We start from the raw sequence: 19,418 nt of genomic DNA, 5'->3' as shown, positions 1-19,418 counted from the left end.
CATGCGCCACCAGCTCTCCATCCTGCCGCTGCTGGTCAGGATGTACGTCAAATCGCAGATGGAATATCGCGGCGCCTTCTGGCTTGATCGGCTGGCGCAGATCCTCTCCTACGGCGCCGTGCTCACCTCCATCTGGATCCTGCTCGACAAGTTCCAGCTGCTCGGCGGCTGGAACTGGCCCGAACTTGCCTTGCTGTTCTCATTCCAGCTGCTGGCCTACGCAATTGGCGCTTCGGCCAGCTTCACGCAGTTGCGCGAGCTTGAGGATCTGGTGCGCCTCGGCACCCTCGATGCCCTCCTGACCAAGCCGGTCAACACCTGGGCCTACCTCGTCTTTTCAGGGCTCAACATCGGCTATGCCGGTCATATCCTGCTGGCCATCCCGGTGCTCGTCTGGGCGTTGTTGTCCGCCGGCCTCGACTGGTCGCCCGGCCTGGTGCTCTACGTGCTGGGGACACTGCTCAGCGCCGCCCTGGCGACCGGCGCCATCATCACCATGATCGGCGCCACGGCATTGATCTGGGTGCGATCGAACCACCTCTTCGCCATCTTCTTCGGCTTCTGGGAACTGACCCGCTATCCGCTCAACATCTTCCCCGGCGGCCTGCAGGTGGTGATGCTCACCATCGTGCCGCTGGCCTATATGAGCGCCGTGCCGGTTGCGGTGATCCTGGGCAAGCCCGTGCCCCTGCTCGGCGACTTCGCCGGCCCCATGGCGCTGCTCGCCGGCCCGCTGTTGGTGCTGATCGCCATCGTCTACTGGCGCTATGCCATGCGCCGCTACCAGGGCGCCGGGGGCTAGCCGGCCAGCGCCGCATCCACTTCGGCCCGCACTGGCGGATGGCAACCCACCTGCCCGCAATTGAGCCCCGCTGCCACGGCCCCGAAGCTGAGCATCTTGCCCAGCGCCGCATCGTCGAGCGCCGCCAGCTTGCCCGGCTTCAGATTCCCCTCTTCGGCCAGCAGTGTCAGCACCGCTGCCATCAGCGTATCGCCCGCCCCCACCGTGTCGCCGAACACCGGCGGCGTGAAAATCGGCGCCCTGGCCGAGCCCGTTTTCGTGAAGGCGCGACTGCCCTCCTCACCAAAGGTCACGATCACCAGCTCGCAGTTTTCCCGGCCGAGGAAATCGGCCACATAGGTCTCGACCAGCGTCTCGACCTTTGCCGCATCAAGTTCGGAGGCGCGCACGGCGCGGTTCTGCTCAAGCGTAGCGATGTCCTCGATGGACATCTTCACAACATTGGCGATGTCGATACAGCGATCGAGCCGCTGCTTGTAGCCGGCAAAGTCCGACACCAGCGACGGCCGGACATTGAGATCCATCGTCACCGTCGCGCCGCGTGCAACGGCTTCCGCTGCGACCGCCAGCCATGCCTCCGCATCCACCGGCTCGATGGGACAGAAGGCACCAAACTGGAATACCTCGGGCTGCTGCGGCAGCGCCGCGATCAGCCCCTCTTTCGTGAACGCCCGGTCGGCATCGCGATAGAACCCGTATTGCGCGCTCTTTTTGGCGTCGAAGGTGACCACAGCCAGCGTCGTATAGGCCGCGACCCGCTCGGCGAGCAACGGCGTCACGCCGGCATCGGTCAGCGGCCCCAGCAGATAAGTGCCCAGCCCGTCAGTACTGATCGGGCAGAGAAAGCCGGTGTCGTTGCCCAGCCTGGAGAGGGCGATGGCACAATTATAGGGCGAACCGCCCTGATGCGCGACGAGACGGATCTTGCCATCTGGGCCAGTCGGCTCGGAAATCAGGTCGATCAGGCTCTCGCCACCCACCACGAACATGCATCGGTCCCCGTTGCGCTTGCGCCGCATCGTTACAATGGCGCGATCTTACAATTCAAGCAGGTTGGCTTCCCAATCCGAATGGAATGCCCGGTCGCGACACGATAGAAGTCGCCCAGCAAGCAGGGCCGGATCGGCCGCGCGATGGAGGGGTATTCGATGAGTTCAGTTGTACGCTGGGGTATTATCGGGCCAGGCAGTATTGCCAAGGCCTTCTGGGGCGGTGTTGCCGGTGGCAAGCACGGCAAGGTTGTGGCGCTCGGCACCCGCAATGCCAGCAAGCCTGGCCTGGCCGAGACCTTCCCCGGCGCCCGCATCGTCGAGGGCTACGAAAACCTGCTGCGCGATTCCGAGGTCGACGCGGTCTATATCGCCACCCCGCACCCCAGCCATGCCGAATGGGCGATCAAGGCTGCCGAGTACGGCAAGCACGTGCTGGTCGAAAAGCCCATGGCGCTCTCGGCCTTCGAGATCGACGCCATCTTCCACGCCCACAGGAAGTCCGGCACCTTCGCCGGCGAAGCCTTCATGTATCGCCTGCACCCGCAGGCCAAGAAACTGGCCGAACTGATCCAGTCCGGCGTCATCGGCGATGTCCGCATGATCCAGTCGAGCTTCGGCTTCCAGATGCCGAAATTCATGCCCGAGCATCGGCTGTTTGCCGATGAGCTGGCCGGTGGCGGCATCCTCGACGTCGGCGGCTACCCCGTCTCCATGGCCCGCTTCATTGCCGGCGCCGCGGCAGGCAAGCCCTTCCTCGATCCCGTCAAGGTCGCCGGCGCCGCCCATCTCGGCCAGGGCGGCACCGACGAATGGTCGGCCGCCGTGCTCACCTTCGAGAACGGCATCGTCGCGCAGGTCGCGTGTGCGATCTATGTCGCGCTCGACAATGTGCTGCGCATCCATGGCCACAAGGGCCGCATCGAAGTGCCGGACTTCTGGTTCGCCAATGGCAATCGCGACCAGGGCCTCGGCAAGATCGACATCATCCTGCATGACGGCACCCGCGAGACCGTGTCGGTCAATGAGACGGCGCATCTCTATTCCTTCGAGGCCGACGCCGCCGCCATTGCCATCCAGGCCGGCAAGCAGCAGTTCGACGCCCCCGGCATGACCTGGGCCGACAGCCTCGGCAATGCCCGCGTGCTCGACAAGTGGCGCGCCGACGTGGGCCTCGAGTACACCATCGAAAAGCCGGCCGGCCGCACCCGCACGCTGGACAACCGGCCGCTCTCCCCGACGGGCACCACCATTCCCAAGCGCACCATACCCGGCGTCTCCAGGCCGGCCTCAATCGTCGCACTCGGCTTTGAGGACTTCCGGACCTTCGCCTCTGGCGCCATCCTGCTGGATGCCTTCTTCGAGCGCGGCGGCAATCTCTTCGACACCGCCTTCATCTATGGCGGCGGCGCCACCGAAAAACTCTTCGGCGACTGGCACACCAGCCGCGGCGTGCGCGAGCAGACCGTGCTGATCGGCAAGGGTGCGCATTCCCCGCTCACCTATCCCGACGTCATCGCCAAGCAGCTCGACGCCTCGCTCAACCGGCTGCAGACCGACTATGTCGATATCTACTTCATGCACCGCGACAATACCGACGTCCCGGTCGGCGAGTTTGTCGATGCCATGGACGCCGAGGTCAAGAAGGGCCGCATCCGTGGCCCGTTCGGCGGTTCCAACTGGACCCGCGAGCGCATGCAGCAGGCCATCGACTATGCCAAAAAGACCGGCAAGCAAGCGCCCGGCGCGCTCTCGAACAATTTCGCCCTCGCCGAAATGATCAACCCGATCTGGGCCGGCTGCATCGCCGCGTCCGACGAGGCCTACAAGGCCTGGCTGGTCGAGCACCAGATCCCCAACTTCTCGTGGTCGAGCCAGGCCCGTGGCTTCTTCACCGACCGGGCCGGCCGCGACAAGCGCGACAATGCCGAACTGGTCAACACCTGGTACTCGGAAAAGAACTTCGAGCGCCGCGACCGCGCCCTCGAACTCGCCGCCAAACTGGGCAAGAGCCCCATTCACATCGCTCTGGCCTATGTTCTGGCCCAGCCCTTCCCCTCGGTGCCGCTGATCGGACCGCGCACGCTGCACGAGCTCGATGACTCGATCCAGGCCTTCGACATCAAGCTGACGCCCGATCAGGTCAAGTGGCTCGAAAACGGCTGATCCCGATCGCCTGAGCCGCCTGGGACGGGCTCGAACGCCCGTCCTTGCCCCTGCGCACGCCGCCATGGCATCCTGCCCACCTAAAGGGAGGACGCCATGGCAGACACGTCAGTCGAAAATCAGGGCCTCGTGGCCTATATCAATCCCAGCGATGCACCCGCCGCGCTCGCCTTCTACAAGACGGCCTTCGCCGCCACCGAGGCGATGCCCCCGATGATGGCTGATGACGGCAAGCGCTTCATGCACTGCTCGTTCATCGTCAATGGCTGCCTCGTCTACATGTCCGACAGCTTCCCCGAACTTGGCAACGCCTGGGTGCAGCCCGCCGGCTTCAATCTCCACCTTCAGGTCGACGATGCCAACGCCTGGTGGGACCGTGCCACCGGCGCCGGCTGCACCGTGCTCATGCCACTCGAAAAGCAGTTCTGGGGCGACACCTACGGTCAGCTCAAGGACCCCTACGGCATCACCTGGGCCATTGGCAGTTCCGGCTGATCCGGCAAATCCGGAGAAACACTGGACATCTGCGGGCCGCTTGACGTATTCGCCACGCCATGTTCGCTTGCGGAAAAGCCGGAAAACGGCGGTAACGGGGGGATTGCTGTGCAGGTGCTGGCCACCTTTATCCGCGCGATCAGCGCGCTCAATCGCTTTATCGGGCTGACGCTCTCCTGGCTGGCGCTCGCCGTCGTGCTGGTCTGCTTCACCGTCGTGGTGCAGCGCTACCTGTTCCACACCACTCAGCTCTGGATGCAGGACCTCTATGTCTGGCTTTCCGGCGCCATGTTCACCGGCGTCGCCGGCTTTGCCCTGCTGCGCGATGATCACGTGCGGGTCGATATCCTCTACCGGCCCTGGCCGGTGCGGAAAAAGGCTATTGCCGACCTTTTCGGCGTCATCGTCTTCCTGCTGCCCTTCGTGATTGTGGTGGGCACCTACGGCTACACCTTCATCGCCCGCTCCTGGCGGCTCTACGAAGGCTCCGCCAATGTCGGCGGCATGCCGGGCCTCTATATCCTGAAGTCCTTCATCCTGGTCTTCTGCGTGCTGGTCGGCCTGCAGGGCCTGGCCATGGCCGCCCGCGCCATTCTCGTCCTCGCCGACCGGCAGGACCTGCTGCCCGAGAAGCTGCGCTATCCACCCGAGCATGAGGCCGAAGGCATGGAGTTGACCCGGTGACCAGCGTGCTCCTCGGCGAAATCCTCGCCGGCTCCATGTTCTTTGTCGTCATCGGCGTCCTGCTGATCGGCTTCCCCGTCGCCTTCTCGCTGCCCGGCACGGCCCTGATCTTCGGTCTGGTCGGCTGGTGGCTCGGCGTCTTCGACCCCTCCAATTTCGGCTCGCTGGTCAACCGCTATGTCGGCACCATGACCAACGAGGTGCTCGTCGCCGTACCGCTCTTCATCTTCATGGGGGTGATGCTCGAACGATCCGGCATTGCCGAGCAACTGCTGCTGACCATGGGCAAGCTGTTCGGCAACCTGCGCGGCGGCCTCGGCATCTCGGTGATCATTGTCGGCGCCCTGCTGGCCGCCTCCACCGGCGTCGTCGGCGCCACCGTCGTTACCATGGGCCTGATCTCGCTGCCCGCCATGCTGCGCGCCGGCTACGATCCCAAGCTCGCCGCCGGCGTCATCTGCGCCTCCGGCACGCTCGGCCAGATCATCCCGCCCTCCACCGTGCTGATCTTCATGGGCGACATGCTCTCGGGCATCAACGCCCAGGTCCAGATGGAAGCCGGTAACTTCGCGCCCGAGCCCGTTTCGGTCGGCGCCCTGTTTGCCGGTGCCTTCCTGCCCGGCCTGCTGCTGGTCGGACTGTATCTCTGCTGGGTGATCTTCAAGGCCGTGACCGATCCGAAATCGGCCCCCGCCACGCCGGTGCCCGAAGATGAAAAGCAGCATCTGCTGCGCGAAGTCATGGTCGCCCTGCTGCCGGCGCTGGGGCTGATCATCGCCGTGCTCGGCTCCATTCTCGGCGGCATCGCCACCCCCACCGAGGCCGCTTCGGTGGGCGCCGTGGGCGCCATGGTGCTCGCCGCTGCCCGCCGTCGCCTGAGCCTCAGGATCGTCCGCGAGGCCGCCATCGGCACCGCCACCATGACCTCGATGATCTTCATCATCCTCTTCGGTGCGGCCGTGTTCTCGATCGTCTTCCGCATCATGGGCGGCGACAATCTGGTGCATGAATTCCTCAAGAACATGCCGGGCGGCGCCATGGGCGCGGTCATCACCGTCATGCTCATCATGTTCCTGCTGGGTTTTATCCTCGACACCTTCGAGATCATCTTCATCGTGATCCCGATCACCGCGCCCATCCTGCTCAAGCTCGGCGTCGACCCGATCTGGCTGGGCGTCATTGTTGGCGTCAATCTGCAGACCAGCTTCCTGACGCCGCCCTTCGGCTTCTCGCTGTTCTACCTGCGCGGGGTGGCGCCACGCAGCGTCAGCACCGGCCAGATCTACAACGGCGTCATACCGTTCGTGGCCCTGCAGATCGTCGCCATCGCGCTGATGTTTGCCTTCCCCGCCATCGCCACCTGGCTGCCCCGCCTGCTCTACTAGGCTGAATGGCCAGAGCCGCCAAAAGCAAAGGCCCGGATCGCTCCGGGCCTTCTTCGTCACTTGATGGAGTGCGTCTCAGAACTTGATGTACTTCTCGCGGGCCACGAGGAACGGCATGTCCGTACCTTCGGTGCGCTCGCGCAGCAGGTTGAAGCTCGAGATGAAGCTCTCGGCCACCTTCTTGGTCAGTTCGTCGCCGGTATCGCGGATCTCGGCAATGATCTCCATCGACGCCTTGGCGCCGGCCTCGAGGATTTCGTCCGGGAAGCGGCGAACCGTCACGCCATGCTCGTCGACCAGCGCGCGCAGGGCGCGGGGGTCATTGGCGTACATGTCCGATGCGACGTCGTCATAGGAGGCCTGGGCGCAGACGCGCACCAGTTCCTGCAGGTCTTCCGGCAGTTCCTGGAACTTGGACTTGTTGACCACCAGTTCGGTCGCCAGGCCCGGCTCCACGAAGCTGGGGAAGTAGTAGTTCTTGCAGATCTGGTAGAAGCCGAGCGCCAGGTCGTTATAGGGACCGACGAATTCGGCGGCATCCAGGGTACCCGACTGCAGCGCCGCGAAGATTTCGCCGGCTGCCATGTTGGTCACCGCAGCGCCCAGCTTGCCCCAGACCTGGCCGCCAAGGCCCGGCGTCCGGAAGCGGAGGCCCTGCACATCGGCCACGCCGGTCAGTTCGTTCTTGAACCAGCCGCCGGCCTGGGTGCCCGTGTCGCCCGACAGGAAGCCCTGCACGCCGAACTGGTCGTAGATCTCGTCCCACACTTCCTGGCCGCCGAGATAGCGCACCCAGGCGGTGAGTTCGCGGCTGGTCATGCCGAACGGCACGCCGGTAAAGAACGACAGGCCGCGGCTCTTGTTCTGCCAGTAATAGGCAGCGCCGTGGCTCATTTCGGCCGAACCGTCGATCACCGCATCGAGTGCACCCAGCGGCGGCACCATTTCACCGGCCGAAAAGACCTGCACCGTCAGCCGGCCACCCGAGGCCATGGTGATGCGGTCCGCAAGCTTCTGGGCACCCACGCCAAGTCCCGGAAAGTTCTTGGGCCAGGTCGTGACCATGCGCCAGGTGATATTGCCCTGGGCAATGGCCGGGGCGGCCAGCCCCGCAACCGCAGTACCTGCCGTCAGGGCAGTTGCGGACTTGAAAAATTCGCGTCTCTTCAATGGATCCTCCCGAGAAGCTGTCATGGTGGACCGTTGCAGCGCTCTTGAGGCGGTCGACGGTCCTGTAACCGGTGCCAGAGAACCAGTTCGGCTGCCCGCTGTAAACCCTTGCAACTCTGCGCAATTGCCGGTGCGACAATTTATTTGGGGCGACCGGGAATAAACCCTTCCGGGTGGTGTTGATCAGGATACGGGCGGCCGGAGGGGCCGTCGGTCAGACTGAACAGTCACTTTGGAGATACTGATGAAATTCACCGCAATTCTCGCCGCTGCCGCGGCATTCTCGTTCGCCGCCATGGGCGCTGCCTCGGCCGAAACCTATGCCGGCGGCGCCGTCATGACCATGGACATCGCCGGCAAGAGCGTCCTCACCGACGCCAATGGCATGACGCTCTACACCTTTGACAAGGACGCTCCGGGCGTCAGCAACTGCTATGACAGCTGCGCCCAGAACTGGCCTCCTGCCTTTGCCGATGCCGGCGCTACCGCCGATGGCGACTTCACCATCATCGATCGCACCGACGGCACCAAGATGTGGGCCTACAAGGGCATGCCGCTCTATCTCTGGGTCAAGGACACCAAGCCGGGCGATACCACCGGCGACATGGTCGGCGAAGTCTGGCACACTGCCCACGAATAACCGGCAGATCGTACTGACTTGACCAATTTCCTGGACGAGATCGAAGCCTGCATCCCGGCTCTGCGGCGCTATGCGCGCGCCCTGACCCGGGATGTCGACCGGGCCGACGATCTCGTCCAGGACTGCATTGAACGGGCCCTGCGCAAGCGTGGCCTGTTCCAGCCGACAGGGCCGCTGCAGGCCTGGCTCTACCGCATGCTGCTCAACCTCTTCCGCAACAGCCTGCGCCAAACCCGCCGCCGCGGTGATCACGTGCCGATCGATACGCTGCTCATCGAGCCCTCGATCCCGGCGCCGCAACCCGGCCGCATCGACCTGAGCGAAATGTCGCGCGCCATCGATCAATTGCCCGACGAGCAGCGCGAGGCGCTGCTGTTGATCGTTCTCGAAGGCGTGAGCTACCAGCAGGCCGCGAAAATCCTTGAAATTCCGGCCGGAACACTGATGTCTCGGCTGCACCGTGCCCGTTCCGCCCTGCGCCAGCTGACCGGCGCTGCTGAGGAACCCAGATTGAGGACCGTCAAATGAGCGAGATGGAAAGAGAGGTTACCGACACCGATCTGCTCGCCTATGTCGACGGCCAGCTGACGCCCGAGGATCGTGCCCGCATCGACGCCTACCTCGCGGTCCATCCCGACAAGGCCGCCGAAGTCGCCACCTGGCAGCGCCAGAACGAAGCGCTCGAAGCGCTGTTCGCGCCTGTTGGCAATGAACCCGTGCCGGCACGCCTGCGCCCGGACGCCATCGCGCGCGGCAGCGCCGCCAACTCCAATTTCCGCTGGTCGCAGGTGGCGGCCGCAATGGTTCTGGTCGCCCTGGGCGGCGCCATCGGCTGGGCCGGGCGCGACATCGTCACCCCCACCGAGGCAGCCAGCGACGCGCTGATCAGCAGCGCCGTCACTGCGCACAGCCTCTACGTCAAGGAAAACCGCCACGCCGTCGAGGTCGCCGCGACCGACCGCGATCACCTTGTCAGCTGGCTCTCCAACCGTGTCACCCAGCCGGTGACGCCCCCCGATCTGTCGGCCGAGGGCTTTGTCCTGGTCGGCGGCCGGCTGCTGCCGCCATCCGAAAACGCGGCGACCAGCCCGGCAGCGCAATTGATGTACGAGAATGCGGCGCTCGACCGCGTCACCGTCTATGTCACCTCGGCGCTGCCGGACCGGGCCACCGCCGCCGAGTTCACCACCCGCTCTGCGCTGGACGCCTTCTACTGGTCCAACGACAGGATCACCTGCACCGTGGTCGGCGACCTGCCGGAGGCAGAGATGCAGACGGTGGCCAAGAAGGTCTACCAGCAACTGACCCGCCGCCCGGACGGCACCCCGGACAACTATCGTCGCGGCGGGTGAGCTGGCCGCCGGCCGAAGCCGGCGACTGATGGGTCAGGCTCCGTCAGGCCGGTCCCAGAAGCGCAGCTCGGCGCAGGCGGCGAGGAAGGCTGGAACGTCCTCTGCGCTGTCGAGGGTCAGGAAGCCATCGTCGAGATCCTCCGGCAGGCCCACCTTGGCAAAGAGTTTCATCGCCGGTTGGCTGAACCCCACGAACTTGTAATGCGCATAGGCATCCGAGACGAAGTCCCGCGCCGGCGGCAGCTTGAGTAGTCCGAGGATACCCTCGTCGCCCGGCAGGACAGCCACGGCGTCGAACAGCACTGATGGACCACCATCGACCTGATGATGTGCGGCCAGCAGTGTGCCATCGCTGGCCGTCACGCCGCCGACGGTCGGTGCAATCAGTTCCATCATGGCGCCCTGCGCATCGACCTCCGCCTTGAGCGCGTCCAGCAGGTCGGCATCAACGCCATCCGTCACCAGCACCCCGAGCTTGCGCCCCTTGAAGGTAGCCGGCGGGTTCTTGAGGATGCTCAGCGCATCCGAGACGGCGAGGTCGTCGCGCGGCGTCACTGCCGCCGTCGCCGGCTTGGGCAGTTCCTTGAGCCCGATGCCGTCGGCCACCGTCTGCGCCAGATCCTCATCGATATTGAGCAGATGCGCGACGATGCGGATCCGGATGGCCGGCATTTCCACCTTGCTCAGCTCGAAGGTGATGGCCTCGCCGATATGGCGCTGCTCCACCAGCGTCTGGCTGCGATAGAACTGCCGGGCCTGGCTGTAGTGGTCGGCAAAGCTCTCCGGCCGCACCCGCTGCTTGGGTCCGTCCGCGTCTTCCAGGACCGAGGTGAAGCCCTTGGCCGTCTCTCGCGGTCCGCCGATCTCGGTTCCCCACGAGTTCGGCTCGTAATTGGCCCGCCCGACCGGATTGTGCATCGCCATGTGTCCATCCTGCTGGAAATGGTGGAACGGACATTTCGGCGCGTTGATCGGCAGATGGGTGAAGTTCGGCCCGCCCAGCCGCTTCAGCTGGGTATCGAGATAGGAGAAATTCCGTCCTTGCAGCAACGGATCGTTGGAGAAGTCGATGCCGGGCACGATGTTGTGCGTCATGAACGCCACCTGCTCGGTCTCGGCAAAGAAATTGTCCGGCATCCGATCGAGCACCATGCGCCCCACCGGCTTGGCCGGCAGGATTTCCTCCGGGATCAGCTTGGTGGGATCGAGCACGTCGAAGTCGAACTGCTCGGTGAACTTCTCGTCGAAGGTCTGCAGGCAGAGTTCCCACTCGGGAAAGTCCCCGGCCTGGATGGCCGACCACAGGTCGCGCCGGTGAAAGTCCGGATCGGCGCCATTGATCTTGACCGCCTCGTTCCACACCACCGACTGCAGTCCCAGCTTGGGCTTCCAGTGAAACTTGACGAAGGTCGACTTGCCCTTGGCATTGACCAGCCGGAACGTGTGAACCCCGAACCCTTCCATGAACCGGAAGGAGCGGGGGATGGCGCGGTCCGACATCACCCACATGATCATGTGCATGGCTTCCGGGGTCAGCGAGATGAAGTCCCAGAAATTGTCGTGCGCGCTCTGCGCCTGCGGAAAGTCGCGATCCGGCTCTGCTTTCACCGAGTGGATCACATCGGGAAACTTGATTGCATCCTGGATGAAGAACACCGGGATATTGTTGCCGACGAGGTCCCAGTTGCCTTCCTGCGTGTAGAACTTGACCGCAAAGCCGCGCACGTCGCGGGCGAGGTCGAACGATCCCTTGTTGCCGGCGACGGTCGAGAACCGGACAAACACCGGCGTCTTCTCGCCCTTGCGCTGGAACAGGTCGGCGCGGGTCAATTCCGGGATCGGCTCGTAGGTCTCGAAAAAACCGTGTGCGCCATAGCCGCGCGCATGCACCACGCGTTCCGGAATGCGTTCGTGGTCGAAATGAAAGATCTTCTCGCGAAAATGCGCGTCCTCGAGCAGGGTCGGGCCACGCGCACCCTGCTTGAGAGAATTCTGGTCGTCGGCAACCGGGATACCGTGTTGCGTGGTCAGGATATCGTAGCCGTCCTCGGCGGTCTGGTGGGTCTCCCCGCCATTGCCCTGCCGGATCTGCTGCTCACCGTACTGCGCGGTCGTCGCGCTCGTCTTGCTGGATTTGGCCATTCTTGTTCCCTGCTGCCCGCACCGTGCGGGCCTCAGGCAACAAGCCAGCTAATGGCCGATCGTTCCTTCGATCAATAACCCTGCCGCTTCAGCAGATCGTTCGAATAGATGTTCTTGAGACCGACATTGCGAATGTCGCGCTCGCCCATCAGCGACATGGTGGTATCGAGCTCCTTGCGGATGATCTCGAGCGCCCGCATCACGCCCTCTTCACCGCCCGCACCCAGCCCGTAGTTCATCGCCCGGCCCACAAACGTCCCCTTGGCGCCCAGCGCCAGCGCCTTGATCACGTCCTGGCCCGAGCGGATGCCCGAGTCCATCAGCACTTCGGTCTTGTGTCCCACGGCGTCGACTATCTCGGGCAGCACGCGGATGCTCGAGGGTGCACCGTCGAGCTGGCGCCCGCCGTGATTGGAAACGATGATGCCGTCGGCACCGTGCTCGACCGCCAGCTGCGCGTCTTCGGGGTCGAGAATGCCCTTGACCACCACCGGTCCGCCAAAGCGGTCCTTGATCCAGCCGATATCCTTCCAGTTGAGCGTCAGGTCGAACTGCGTGCCCGTCCATTTGCTCAGCGATGCCAGGTCGATCGCGTCACTCACATGCCCCTGGATATTGCCGAACGTGTAGCTCTTGGACTTCAGCATGCCGAACGCCCAGGCCGGCTTCATCGCCAGCTCGAACAGGAATTTGGGCGTGATCGGCGGCGGCGCCCGCAGCCCGTTGCGGATATCCTTGTGGCGTTGCCCGAGGATCTGCAGATCCATCGTCAGCACCAGTACCGAACACTTGGCCGCCTTGGCCCGGTCGATCAGTCGCTCGATGAACGCCCGGTCCTTCATCACGTAGAGCTGGAACCAGAACGGCTTGGTGGTGCCTTCCGCCACATGCTCGATCGAGCAGATGCTCATCGTCGACAGCGTGAACGGGATGCCGACCCGCTCGGCCGCGCGCGCCGCCTTGATCTCGCCATTGGCGCTTTGCATCCCGGTGGAGCCGACCGGCGCGATCGCTACCGGCATCGACACCTCATGGCCCAGCATGGTCGTTGCCAGGTTGCGATTTTCGAGGTTCACCGCCACGCGCTGGCGCAACTTGATCTTTTCGAAGTCCGAGGTGTTCTCGCGGTAGGTCTGCTCGGTATAGGAGCCCGAATCCGCATAGTCGAAGAACATCTTGGGGACGCGCCGGCGCGCCGCCTTCATCAGGTCATCGATGGTCAGGTACTTGTCTAGGTTAGGCATTCGGGCCCCCGGGCGTGCAATTGCGGCTGTTCTAGTCACCTGACATGTCAGTGGTCAATCCGACGTTAGGCGCCATCGCCGCTGCACCGGCAACCGAGTCCCTTTCGCCCGCGTTCAATCACCGTACGCCCGACCCAAGCGCGAGGTTTTTGACATGCCTGCCGGCACCCGCCCCATCTGGAAAGGCCAGCTCCGCCTGTCGCTGGTTTCGATCGCCGTGGAAATGTTCACCGCCACGCGGTCCGGCGCCAAACCCAGCTTCCGCCAGATCCACGAGCCCAGCGGCAAGCCGATCCACTACGAAAAGGTCGTCGATGGTATCGGCGCCATCGACAAGGACGATATCCGCAAGGGCTTCGAGTACGAAAAGGGCGACTATGTCCTGCTGACCGACGACGAGATCGATGCGGTCAAGCTCGATACCCGCAAGACGCTTGAGCTGGTGCAGTTCGTCGAGGAAGGGGAAATACCGCCGATGTATTTCGACACGCCCTATTTCCTCGCGCCCGCCGACGACCTCGCCGAGGACGCGTTCCGCGTCATCCGCGATGCCCTGCGCCAGACCAAAAAGATCGGCCTCGGCCAGCTCGCGCTGCGCGGCAAGGAAAACCTCGTTGCCATCCGCCCCTGCGGCAAGGGCATCCTGCTCGAGACGCTGCACTATGGCGAGGAGATCAAGAAGTCCGACAGCTTCTTCTCCGACATCCCGGCCAAGAGCAGCGACCCCGACCTGCTCGACGTCGCCACCGCGCTGATCGAGAAAAAGACCGCCAAGTTCGACGTCACCGCCTTCAAGGATCACTATCAGGCCGCCCTGCGCGAACTCATCGCCCGCAAGCTCAAATCCAAGGGCAAGAGCGTCGCCACCGACGTCGAGGAGCGCTCCAGCACATCGCGCGGTGACAACGTCGTGGACCTCATGGCGGCGCTGAAAAAGAGCCTCGAAACCGGCAGCTCGGGGAAGACAGCGGCCAAGGCGCCGGCCAAATCCAAACCTGCAGCGAAGAAGCCCGCGGCAAAAAAACCGGCCACGCGAAAGAAGGCGAGCTGATGCTTTCCTTCTGTTCAGCCATCCGGCCTCTCCGGCCTCCCTCCCCCTTGAGGGGAGGGATCGAGGGAGGGGGTAGCGCAGTCCTCCACAGATGGGCCCCCACCCCCAGCCCCTCCCCTCGACGGGGAGGGGAGCTCATCGCGTTCATCGCTCAGACCTGCTCGACACACCGGCAGACACCCTCCCCCTCCGTGGGGAGGGCTGGGGAGGCGGCGGCCAACGCCACGCGCCAGTCATCATGAAACCCGCTGACCTCCTCAAGGACTACAAGTCCAGGCGCGACTTCGCAAAGACCTCCGAGCCTGCCGGCGAAATCGGCACATCCGCCGCCACCGGCGGTCGCTTTGTCGTACAGAAGCATGACGCGACGCGCCTGCACTATGATTTCCGCCTTGAACTCGATGGCGTCCTCAAGAGCTGGGCCGTCACCAGGGGGCCGTCAACCAACCCGGCCGACAAGCGCCTCGCCGTGCGCGTCGAGGACCACCCGCTCGACTATGGCAGCTTCGAAGGCACCATCCCCGAGGGCGAGTATGGCGGTGGCACCGTGATGCTCTGGGACGAAGGGACGTGGGAACCAGTCGGCGACCCGCATGAGGGACTGGAGAACGGCGATCTCAAGTTCGTGCTCAAGGGCAAGCGTATGAAGGGGTCCTGGGTGCTGGTCCACATGAAGGGCCGCGACCAGAAGACCAGGCATGGACCGCGCGAGAACTGGCTGCTGATCAAGCACAAGGACCGTTACGCCACCGAAACCGACGCGCTGGTGGATAAATTCACCACCAGCATCCAGACCGGACGCGACCTCGACGGCATCGCCAAGGGCAACAAGCCGCGAAAACCTGCCGGCAAGGCAGCATCCGGACGCAGGTCGACCGCCAACGCCAACTCCAGTGTGTGGACCGGTGGCAAGGCCGTCGCTCTACCCGAGTTTCGGGAGCCCCAGCTCGCCACTCTGGTCGATGAAGTGCCGGCCGGTCGCGACTGGCTGTTCGAGATGAAATATGACGGCTACCGCTGCCTCGCCGCCATCGCTGGCAAGGAGGTGCGCCTGTACACCCGCAATGGCAACGACTGGACCACCCAGTTCGGGCGGCTGGTCGAACCGCTGTCCAAGCTCACCCCCGGCTCGGCCCTGATCGATGGCGAGATCTGCTCGTTCACCGATGGCCGCACAGATTTCTCGGCCCTCAAGGCAGCGCTCTCATCGGGCGGACCGCTGGTCTACTTTGCTTTCGACCTGCTTGAACTGGACGGCGAAAGCCTCGAACGCCTGCCGCTCACCGAGCGCAAGGAGAAGCTCAAGAAGCTTCTCGGCAAGGTGGAGGGCGACGCCGAGATGCAATACTCCGAACACGTGCGCGGCAGCGGCGAAAAAGTCTTTGCCGCCATGTGCGAAGGCGGCCACGAGGGCGTCATCGCCAAGCGCGCCGACAGCCCCTATGAGCACGATCGCAGCCGCACCTGGCTCAAGATCAAGTGCCTGCACCGCCAGGAATTCGTCATCGGCGGTTGGCGGCCCTCCAGCCGCAAGAAGACCTTCGCCTCGTTGCTGCTGGGCAGCTACGAGGGCGGCAAGCTGATCTATCGCGGCCGCGTCGGCACCGGCTTCAACCAGGAGTCCGCTGCGGCGCTGCAACAGGCGCTCGATGCGCGGGCCCGACGGACCGCCGCCTTCGACGCAGTGCCCCGCGACATCAGGCGCGATGCCAACTGGATCGAGCCCGAGCTGGTGGGCGAGATCGCCTACACCGAAATGACGCCGGACGGGATCCTCCGCCACCCTTCCTTCATCGGGCTCCGCGAAGACAAACCGTCCGGCAAGGTGCATATTGAGGCGCCCGCCAAGGCACCGGCTGCGTCGAAATCTGGACCGAGCACCATGAGCTTTTCCGACGACATGGGAATTGCTGCTGCCGAAAAGCTCGGCGTCCGGCTCACCCATCCCGAGCGCGTGGTGTTCCCCGGCCAGGGCGTCACCAAGGCCGAGATCGTCGCCTATTACGAGGCGGTTGCCGAACGCATGCTGCCGCACATCGTCAGGCGCCCCCTCAGCCTCGTGCGCTGTCCGCAGGGCCGCGCCAAGGCCTGCTTCTTTCAAAAGCACGCCTCAGGCGGTTTCCCGCCGCAGTTCAAGGACATCCCCATCACCGAAAAGGACGGTGGCACCGAGGACTACATGTATATCGACGGCCTCGATGGTCTCGTTGCCGGCGTGCAGATGAACAGCCTCGAGTTTCACATCTGGGGCAGCCATATCGACAACGTCGAAAAGCCCGACCGCATCATCTTCGACATCGATCCCGACGAAGGCCTCGCCTTCACCGATGTCCGCACCGCCGCCCGCGACATCCGTGACCGGCTGGCCGATCTCGGTCTGCAGACCTTCGCCATGGTGACCGGCGGCAAGGGCATTCATGTCATCGCGCCGATCCGCCGCACGCTCGAATGGCCCGACGTCAAGGACTTCTGCAAGAGCTTTGCCGAGCGCCTCGCCGCCGACGAGCCCGATCGCTTCACCGCCAATATCCGCAAGGCCAGCCGCAAGGGCCGCATGTTCATCGACTATCTGCGCAACGAGCGCGGCTCGACCGCCATCGCGCCCTTCTCCACCCGTAGCCGCGAGGGCGCCCCCTGTGCCGTCCCCATCGGCTGGGACGAAGTCGAGACGCTCGCGAGCGCCAACGCCTTCACGCTCGGCGCGGCGGCCGAACGGGCCCGGGACAAAGACCCCTGGCCCGACTATTTCGACCTCAGCCAGTCGATCACCAAGGCGATGATCAAGCAGCTCGCCGCCGGCTAGAGCTTCAGGCTGTTGAGCCGCAGCGCATTGCCGATGACGCTGACCGAACTCAGCGACATCGCGGCGGCGGCCAGCATCGGCGACAGCAGCCAGCCGGTCAGCGGATAGAGCACACCGGCGGCCACGGGAATGCAGAGCGCATTGTAGCCGAACGCCAGCGCCAGGTTCTGCTTGATGTTGCGCAGCGCCCCATGCGCCAGCTTGCGCGCCTTCAGCACACCGGCCAGATCACCCTTCAGCAGCGTGATGCCGGCGCTTTCGATGGCGACATCGGCGCCCGTCCCCATGGCGATGCCGACATCGGCCGCAGCCAGACCCGGCGCGTCGTTGACGCCGTCACCGGCGAACGCCACCACCTTGCCCTGCTGCTTGAGCGACATGACGAGATCGTGCTTGTCTTCGGGCGACATCGCCGCCTTGACCGTCCTGAGCCCGAGCTCGCGCCCCACGGCCTCCGCCGTCCCGGCCGCATCGCCGGTCGCCATGATGACGTCGACCCCTTCGTCCTCGAGCGCCGCAATGGCGGCTTTGGCATTCGCCTTGATCGGATCGCTGACCATCACCAGCCCGATGGCTCGCCCGTCATGCGCCACAAAGATCGCCGTGCGCCCCTTGGCAGCCTGCTGCGTGGCAAGATCGGCAAGCCCGTCGCTCAACTCGACGCCCATCGACTGCATCAGCTTGAGATTGCCCAGGCCAGCGGCCTTGTCCGCCACGTCTCCGGTAACCCCCTGCCCCGTCACCGAGTTGAAGCCGGCGACGTCGTAGCTCCGCGCGTTGCGCGCCTCGGCACCGGTCTTGATCGCATGCGCGATCGGGTGCGCCGAGCCCCTCTCCAGTGCCGCCGCGACGGCAAGCACGAAGCCCTCGTCGACACCCTTGACCGGGATCACCTCGCCCAGCACCGGCCGGCCTTCGGTCAGCGTACCGGTCTTGTCGACGACGATCACGTTGACCCGTGAAAAACCCTCCAGCGCCTTGGCATCCTTGACCAGCACGCCGTCGCGCGCGCCCCGTCCGGTCGCCACCATCACCGACATCGGCGTGGCCAGTCCCAGCGCACAGGGGCAGGCAATGATCAGCACCGAGATCGCCGCGATCAGCGCGTAAGGCAGCTGCGGCTCCGGCCCGACGATCCACCAGCCGACAAAGGCCACGGCGGCGATCGCCACCACCGCCGGCACGAACCAGGCGGCCACCTTGTCGGCAAGATCCTGGATCGGCGCGCGACTGCGCTGCGCCTTGCCGACCAGCTCGACGATCTGGCTCAGCCGCGTCTCCGACCCCACCCGCTCGGCCTTCATGATAAAGCCGCCCTCGCCATTGAGCGTGCCGCCCGTCACCGGATCATCGACGCCCTTGCGCAGCGGCACCGGCTCGCCGGTCAGCATGCTCTCGTCGACATAGCTCTCGCCCTCGACCACGATGCCGTCCACCGGCACCGCGTCGCCGGGGCGCACCCGCAGCCAGTCGCCGCGCTGGATGTCCTCGACCGGCACTTCGACATCCTTGCCCTGCCAGACCCTGAACGCCGTCTTCGGCGCCAGGTTGAGCAGCGCCTTGACCGCCTTGCCCGTCGCTTCCCGCGCCCGCAGTTCCAGCACCTGCCCCAGGAACACCAGCGTCACGATGACGGCAGCGGCCTCGAAATAGACCGGCGGCCCCTCCTCCATGCTGCTCATGTCGCCCAGCGCCATCGGGAAAATCCCCGGTACGAGCACGGCCAGCACCGAGAAGATGTAGGATGCGCCGACCCCCAGCCCGATCAGCGTCCACATGTTCGGCGAACGATTGCGCAGCGAGTTCCAGCACCGCCGGAAGAACGGGAACGCCGCCCACAGCACCACGGGTGTGGCCAGCGCCAGTTCAACCCAGCCGGCCAGCGGCTGGCCGATCCACGTCCGCACCGGCAGGCCGACCATGTCGCCCATGCCGATCACCAGCAGCGGCAGGCTCAGCGCGGCGCTGATCCAGAACCGGCGCGTGAAATCCACCAGTTCCGGGTTCGGGCCGTCGTCGAGGCTTGCCACCATCGGCTCCAGCGCCATGCCGCAGATCGGGCAGTCGCCCGGCTTGTCCGAGACGATCTCGGGATGCATCGGGCAGGTATACTTGGTGCCCTTGGGCGCTGGCGTGCTGCTGCCGTGCTGATGCGGCGCATGTGGTGCCGAGCCGGCATAGGTCTCCGGCGCCGCTTCGAACTTGTCCTTGCAGCCGGCGCTGCAGAAATAATAGCGCGTGCCCTCGTGCTTGAGCATATGCTTGGCAGTCGCCCGGTCCACCTGCATGCCGCAGACCAGATCGGTTGCCGTGACATATGTCTCCGGCGCTGCCTCGAACTTGCTCTTGCAGCCGGCGCTGCAAAAGCCGAACTCGCGCTCCCGGTGCGTCGTCCGGTGCGTGGCCGTCGCCATGTCTACATCCATCCCGCACACGGGATCCTTGGTGGCAATCGGCAGGGAGTTGGTATGATCATGCATCTGCGTTGGTCCTTC

The 19,418-nt window shown here is 64.8% G+C and carries 15 protein-coding genes; 10 read left to right on the top strand and 5 right to left on the bottom strand.

All coding sequences use genetic code 11. From position 1 onward, the window contains the following. The first annotated feature begins 1 nt into the window (after position 1). Positions 2 to 802: an ABC transporter permease gene (locus tag AC0L4C_RS08680; RefSeq protein WP_473403232.1), complete on the top strand. Its 801-nt coding sequence runs from the start codon at positions 2 to 4 to the stop codon at positions 800 to 802. Here AC0L4C_RS08680 and AC0L4C_RS08675 read toward each other — a convergent pair. Next, positions 799 to 1,791 carry a PfkB family carbohydrate kinase gene (locus AC0L4C_RS08675; protein ID WP_473403231.1) on the bottom strand — a complete coding sequence of 331 codons (993 nt, stop codon included), beginning with the start codon at positions 1,789 to 1,791 and terminating at the stop codon, positions 799 to 801. The genes AC0L4C_RS08680 and AC0L4C_RS08675 overlap by 4 nt on opposite strands. A gap of 159 nt (positions 1,792 to 1,950) precedes the next feature. Between AC0L4C_RS08675 and AC0L4C_RS08670 the strand changes: the two genes are divergently transcribed. The 4 genes from AC0L4C_RS08670 to AC0L4C_RS08655 all read left to right on the top strand — a co-directional run bounded on the left by AC0L4C_RS08670 (position 1,951) and on the right by AC0L4C_RS08655 (position 6,521). Next, entirely contained in the window at positions 1,951 to 3,957 is a 2,007-nt protein-coding gene (locus tag AC0L4C_RS08670) for an aldo/keto reductase (protein ID WP_473403230.1), read from the top strand. 96 nt (positions 3,958 to 4,053) lie between these two features. Continuing rightward, positions 4,054 to 4,452, top strand: a complete 399-nt coding sequence (locus AC0L4C_RS08665) for a VOC family protein (protein ID WP_473403229.1) — start codon at positions 4,054 to 4,056, stop codon at positions 4,450 to 4,452. A 114-nt stretch (positions 4,453 to 4,566) separates the two neighbouring features. Further along, positions 4,567 to 5,136 (top strand): TRAP transporter small permease subunit, encoded by a 570-nt coding sequence (locus AC0L4C_RS08660; RefSeq protein WP_473403228.1) that lies wholly within the window; start codon positions 4,567 to 4,569, stop codon positions 5,134 to 5,136. Further along, entirely contained in the window at positions 5,133 to 6,521 is a 1,389-nt protein-coding gene (locus AC0L4C_RS08655; RefSeq protein WP_473403227.1) for a TRAP transporter large permease, read from the top strand. The genes AC0L4C_RS08660 and AC0L4C_RS08655 overlap by 4 nt, the downstream gene beginning before the upstream one ends. Before the next feature lie 75 nt (positions 6,522 to 6,596). On the opposite strand, the gene AC0L4C_RS08650 is transcribed toward AC0L4C_RS08655, so the two are convergent. Continuing rightward, complete coding sequence (locus AC0L4C_RS08650; RefSeq protein ID WP_473403226.1) at positions 6,597 to 7,691, bottom strand: TRAP transporter substrate-binding protein; 1,095 nt, start codon at positions 7,689 to 7,691, stop codon at positions 6,597 to 6,599. A 244-nt stretch (positions 7,692 to 7,935) separates the two neighbouring features. Between AC0L4C_RS08650 and AC0L4C_RS08645 the strand changes: the two genes are divergently transcribed. Genes AC0L4C_RS08645 through AC0L4C_RS08635 form a run of 3 tightly spaced genes read left to right on the top strand, consistent with a single transcriptional unit; the run spans position 7,936 to position 9,683 of the window. Next, positions 7,936 to 8,331 carry a COG4315 family predicted lipoprotein gene (locus tag AC0L4C_RS08645; protein ID WP_473403225.1) on the top strand — a complete coding sequence of 132 codons (396 nt, stop codon included), beginning with the start codon at positions 7,936 to 7,938 and terminating at the stop codon, positions 8,329 to 8,331. 18 nt (positions 8,332 to 8,349) lie between these two features. Next, on the top strand, positions 8,350 to 8,859 hold the full coding sequence (locus tag AC0L4C_RS08640; RefSeq protein WP_473403224.1) for a sigma-70 family RNA polymerase sigma factor: 510 nt from the start codon (positions 8,350 to 8,352) through the stop codon (positions 8,857 to 8,859). Next, a complete protein-coding gene (locus AC0L4C_RS08635; protein ID WP_473403223.1) occupies positions 8,856 to 9,683 on the top strand; it encodes an anti-sigma factor family protein in 828 nt (275 codons plus the stop codon). Before AC0L4C_RS08640 ends, AC0L4C_RS08635 begins: the two co-directional genes overlap by 4 nt. A gap of 33 nt (positions 9,684 to 9,716) precedes the next feature. Here AC0L4C_RS08635 and katE read toward each other — a convergent pair whose 3' ends face one another. Together katE and AC0L4C_RS08625 are read right to left on the bottom strand one after the other, a co-directional pair. Then, positions 9,717 to 11,825: a catalase gene (katE, locus tag AC0L4C_RS08630; protein ID WP_473403222.1), complete on the bottom strand. Its 2,109-nt coding sequence runs from the start codon at positions 11,823 to 11,825 to the stop codon at positions 9,717 to 9,719. Positions 11,826 to 11,896: 71 nt separating this feature from the next. Continuing rightward, positions 11,897 to 13,069 carry an alpha-hydroxy acid oxidase gene (locus tag AC0L4C_RS08625; RefSeq protein ID WP_473403221.1) on the bottom strand — a complete coding sequence of 391 codons (1,173 nt, stop codon included), beginning with the start codon at positions 13,067 to 13,069 and terminating at the stop codon, positions 11,897 to 11,899. Positions 13,070 to 13,223: 154 nt separating this feature from the next. On the opposite strand from AC0L4C_RS08625, the gene ku reads away from it, so the two are divergent. Together ku and ligD are read left to right on the top strand one after the other, a co-directional pair. After that, the gene (ku, locus tag AC0L4C_RS08620; RefSeq protein WP_473403220.1) at positions 13,224 to 14,120 is read left to right on the top strand and encodes a non-homologous end joining protein Ku; all 897 of its coding nucleotides are present in this window, start codon (positions 13,224 to 13,226) and stop codon (positions 14,118 to 14,120) included. Between the two features lie 238 nt (positions 14,121 to 14,358). Next, the gene (ligD, locus tag AC0L4C_RS08615) at positions 14,359 to 16,923 is read left to right on the top strand and encodes a DNA ligase D (RefSeq protein ID WP_473403219.1); all 2,565 of its coding nucleotides are present in this window, start codon (positions 14,359 to 14,361) and stop codon (positions 16,921 to 16,923) included. On the opposite strand, the gene AC0L4C_RS08610 is transcribed toward ligD, so the two are convergent. Next, complete coding sequence (locus AC0L4C_RS08610; RefSeq protein WP_473403218.1) at positions 16,920 to 19,403, bottom strand: heavy metal translocating P-type ATPase; 2,484 nt, start codon at positions 19,401 to 19,403, stop codon at positions 16,920 to 16,922. The genes ligD and AC0L4C_RS08610 overlap by 4 nt on opposite strands. Positions 19,404 to 19,418: the final 15 nt, after the last annotated feature.

The organism is Devosia sp. J20-27 (assembly GCF_055808595.1).
This window is presented reverse-complemented; position numbering and strand designations above follow the sequence as displayed.

Bases quoted from the DNA above. Each gene is read 5' to 3' on its own strand.
- AC0L4C_RS08680 (WP_473403232.1), top strand. From the start codon at position 2: ATGCGCCACCAGCTCTCCATCCTGCCGCTGCTGGTCAGGATGTACGTC.
- AC0L4C_RS08675 (WP_473403231.1), bottom strand. From the start codon at position 1,791: ATGTTCGTGGTGGGTGGCGAGAGCCTGATCGACCTGATTTCCGAGCCG.
- AC0L4C_RS08670 (WP_473403230.1), top strand. From the start codon at position 1,951: ATGAGTTCAGTTGTACGCTGGGGTATTATCGGGCCAGGCAGTATTGCC.
- AC0L4C_RS08665 (WP_473403229.1), top strand. From the start codon at position 4,054: ATGGCAGACACGTCAGTCGAAAATCAGGGCCTCGTGGCCTATATCAAT.
- AC0L4C_RS08645 (WP_473403225.1), top strand. From the start codon at position 7,936: ATGAAATTCACCGCAATTCTCGCCGCTGCCGCGGCATTCTCGTTCGCC.
- AC0L4C_RS08635 (WP_473403223.1), top strand. From the start codon at position 8,856: ATGAGCGAGATGGAAAGAGAGGTTACCGACACCGATCTGCTCGCCTAT.
- katE (WP_473403222.1), bottom strand. From the start codon at position 11,825: ATGGCCAAATCCAGCAAGACGAGCGCGACGACCGCGCAGTACGGTGAG.
- AC0L4C_RS08625 (WP_473403221.1), bottom strand. From the start codon at position 13,069: ATGCCTAACCTAGACAAGTACCTGACCATCGATGACCTGATGAAGGCG.
- ku (WP_473403220.1), top strand. From the start codon at position 13,224: ATGCCTGCCGGCACCCGCCCCATCTGGAAAGGCCAGCTCCGCCTGTCG.
- ligD (WP_473403219.1), top strand. From the start codon at position 14,359: ATGAAACCCGCTGACCTCCTCAAGGACTACAAGTCCAGGCGCGACTTC.
- AC0L4C_RS08610 (WP_473403218.1), bottom strand. From the start codon at position 19,403: ATGCATGATCATACCAACTCCCTGCCGATTGCCACCAAGGATCCCGTG.